This window comes from Kitasatospora sp. NPDC087314 (genome assembly GCF_044744365.1).
Classification (GTDB): domain Bacteria; phylum Actinomycetota; class Actinomycetes; order Streptomycetales; family Streptomycetaceae; genus Kitasatospora.
This window is the reverse complement of record NZ_JBIUYE010000046.1, coordinates 1-3264: the sequence shown is the minus strand read 5'-3', so window position 1 is coordinate 3264 and position 3264 is coordinate 1. Positions and strand designations below refer to the sequence as shown.

At 70.8% G+C, this 3264-nt stretch carries 2 protein-coding genes; both read right to left on the bottom strand.

All coding sequences use genetic code 11. From position 1 onward, the window contains the following. A partial coding sequence (locus tag ACIO5E_RS39615) for a beta-ketoacyl synthase N-terminal-like domain-containing protein (protein ID WP_400677570.1) occupies positions 1-461 on the bottom strand: 461 nt, incomplete at its 3' end. Between the two features lie 47 nt (positions 462-508). Next, on the bottom strand, positions 509-3264 hold a 2756-nt coding region (locus ACIO5E_RS39610; protein ID WP_400677567.1), incomplete at its 5' end, for a type I polyketide synthase.

The following is a 3264-nucleotide window of genomic DNA, read 5'->3' as shown; positions in this document are numbered from 1 at the left end:
ACGCCGGTGAAGACGCCGGTTCGGCTGCCGCGTAGGGACATCGGGTCGATGCCGCCGTGTTCGAAGGTTTCCCAGGCGGTTTCCAGGAGCAGTCGTTGTTGGGGGTCCATGGCGAGGGCTTCGCGGGGGGAGATGCCGAACAGGGCGGCGTCGAAGTCGGCGGCGTTGTGCAGGAATCCGCCTTCGCGGGTGATCGACCCGCCGGGGAGTGCCGGATCGAGGATCCCCGCCAGATCCCACCCACGGTCCTGCGGGAACCCCGAAATCGCGTCCGCACCGGAGGAAACCAGGTTCCAGAGCGATTCCGGGGAGTCCACCCCGCCGGGGAAGCGGCATCCCATCGCCACGACGGCGATCGGCTCGCGGGCGCGGCCCTCCACTTCCGACAGACGCTCCCGCGTCTGCTGTAGGTCAGCGGTGACCCGCTTCAGATAGCCGAAGAGCTTTTCCTCCTGCGCCATCGCGCACCACCCCTGCTTTTTTCGTACGAACGGTAACTGGAACTGGGTTAGAGGATGCGATCGATGAAATCCATCAATTCCTCCGCTGTGGTGGCCTCGGCGAGATCGTCGGTGTGAGGACCGCTCTCGCTGCCGCGCTGCTTCCATTCGGAGAGCAGGCGTTCGAGGCGATCGGCGACGTACGCATGGTCGGTGTCCTCTCCCGCCACGGCGAGCAGCGTTTCAAGGCGGTCCAATTCCACCGGCAACGTGTCGACCGCACCGGGCAGCTCGCCGTCCAGGAAGGCGGCCAGCGAATCCGGTGACGGGTGGTCGAACGCGACGGTGGCCGGTAGCTCGATCCCGGTGAGCGCGGTGAGCCGGTTGCGCAACTCGACCGCGGTGAGCGAGTCGAAACCCAGATCGGTGAAGCTGCGACGGGTCCCGACCGACGCCGCCGAGGCATGGCCGAGAGTGGCCGCGACCTCGGAGCGCACCACTTCGACCAACAGCTGCCGGCGTGCCTCACCGGTGAGCCCGCCGACCCGCTCCCGCAGGGGCTCCACCGTGCGCTGGACCCGCTGCGGCTCCTGGGCGCCGACGAAGCCGCGCAGCACGGCGGGCAGTTCCGCCGGAGCGGCGCGCAACGCGCGGCGGTCGAGGAGCAGCGGGACGACCACAGCGTCCTTCGACGCCAGCGCCGCGTCGAACATCGCCAACCCTTGTTCTTCCTGGATCGCCACGAGACCGGAGCGAGTCAGCCGGCCCAAGTCGGTCTCGCCGAGCTGGCCCGCCATGCCGTCCGTGACGTCCCACAGGCCCCACGCCAGGGACACCCCGGCCAACCCCTGCGCCTGCCGAACCCCGGCCAGCGCATCCAGGAACCCGTTGGCCGCGGCGTAGTTCGCCTGACCTGCCGAACCCAGGACACCGGCGGCCGAGGAGAACAGCACGAACGCGGACAGGTCCATCTCGCGCGTCAGCTCGTGGAGGTGCCAGGCGCCGACGGCCTTCGGCCCGAAGACGGTCCGCAGTCGTGCTCCGGACTGCCGCGCGAGGGTCGCGTCGTCGACCGTACCCGCGCAGTGCACGACCGCGGACAGCGGCCACCGCGAGGGTATTGCTGCCAGCACCTCGGCCAGCGCACGGCGATCGGTCACGTCACAGGCGACGAACTCCACCTCGGCACCGAGGCCGCGCAGTTGTGCGGCCAGCGCACCGGAGCCGGGCGTCACTTCGCCGTGACGGGTGATCAGCAGCAGCCGCTGGACACCGTGCGTCTCGACCAGGTGCCGGGCGACCCTGCGGCCGAGAGCGCCACTCGCCCCGGTCAGCAGAACCGTGCCCGGACGCCAGGACGAGTTCTCGTCCGTCGGCACCCCGCGCACGAGGCGTGGCACGAACGCGCCCTCGGAGCGCAGCATGACCTGCGGTTCACCCGAGGCGACCGCGGCGGCCAGCGGCTCGTGCCCGTCGACCAGGACCACCCGGCCCGGATGCTCGACCTGAACCGAGCGCACCAGTCCCCACACCGCGGCGGCGGACAATCGGTGTCCGGGGTCCTCACTGGTGAGGCCGTCGGTCACCACGATCAGACGAGAACGCGTGCCGGCCTGGCGGGCGAACCACTCCTGCACGGATCCGAGGGCGGCCTCGGCCGTCACCCGGGCGGCCTCGGCCGCGTCCGGAGAGGAGGTCCGCCGCGCAACGATCCGTACCACGTCGGTGTCGGCGGGGAGGTCGGTCACCGCGGGCAGCACGACGGGTTGCCACTCGACGCGGAGGAACGAAGCCCGTCCCGCTCGGCCGGACGCCGCGGTGACCGGCCGCCCGACCAGCGACGAGATCGAGGCGACGAGAGCACCGGACGGATCGGCGAGATCCAGCGCGACCTCGTCCGGGCCGCGGCGGACCAGGCGGACGACCAGCCGGGTACCCGGGCGACCGTACAGAGTGACTCCGGACCAGGAGAACGGCAGGTTCGCATGCCCGGGGTCCGCGTCGACCGCGGTGGCGTGCAGGGCGGAGTCGAACAGCGCCGGGTGCACGGCGTGATCGCCGGCGTCGGCGTCCATCCGGACCTCGGCGTAGAGCTCGTCACCGCGCCGCCAGACGGCCTGCATGCCACGGAACGCCGGACCGTAGCCGATTCCGGCCTCTTCCATCCGGTCGTAGAAGCCGCTGATGTCCTCCGCCACGGCATCGACGGGCGGCCAGTGCACCGGATCCTCCGGGTGGGCACCGGACCCGGCCGCCAGGACGCCCGCGCAGTGCCTCGTCCACGGTTCGTCGGGATCGGCGTCCTCCGGACGCGCGTACACCGCGACCGCGCGGCGCCCGTCCACCGGCTCGTCGACCTCGACCCGTACCTGAACGCCTCCTGCCGTGGCGATCACCAACGGCACCTCCATGGTCAGTTCCGCCAGCTGGGGATGGCCACTGCATCGGCCCGCGTGCAGGACCAGGTCCAGGAAGCCCGTTCCGGGGAACGCCACCGCGCCGTGTACGGAGTGGTCGGCAAGCCACGGCAGCGAAGCGAGAGCCACCCGGCCCGTGAACAGCATCCGACCGGACGACGGAATGGTCACCGATGCCCGGAGGATCGGGTGATCAGCGCTGTCCAGACCTGCCGCCCCGAGATCGACCGCATCGGACGGCCGGTTGTCGAGCCAGTAGCGGGTGTGTTGGAAGGAGTAGGTGGGGAGGGGGGTGCGTCGTGCGCCGGTGCCGGTGAAGTAGGCGTGCCAGTTGACGGGGGTGCCGTGGGTGGTGAGGTGGGCGAGGGCGGTGGTGATGGTGTGGGTTTCGGGTTGGTCTTTTCGGA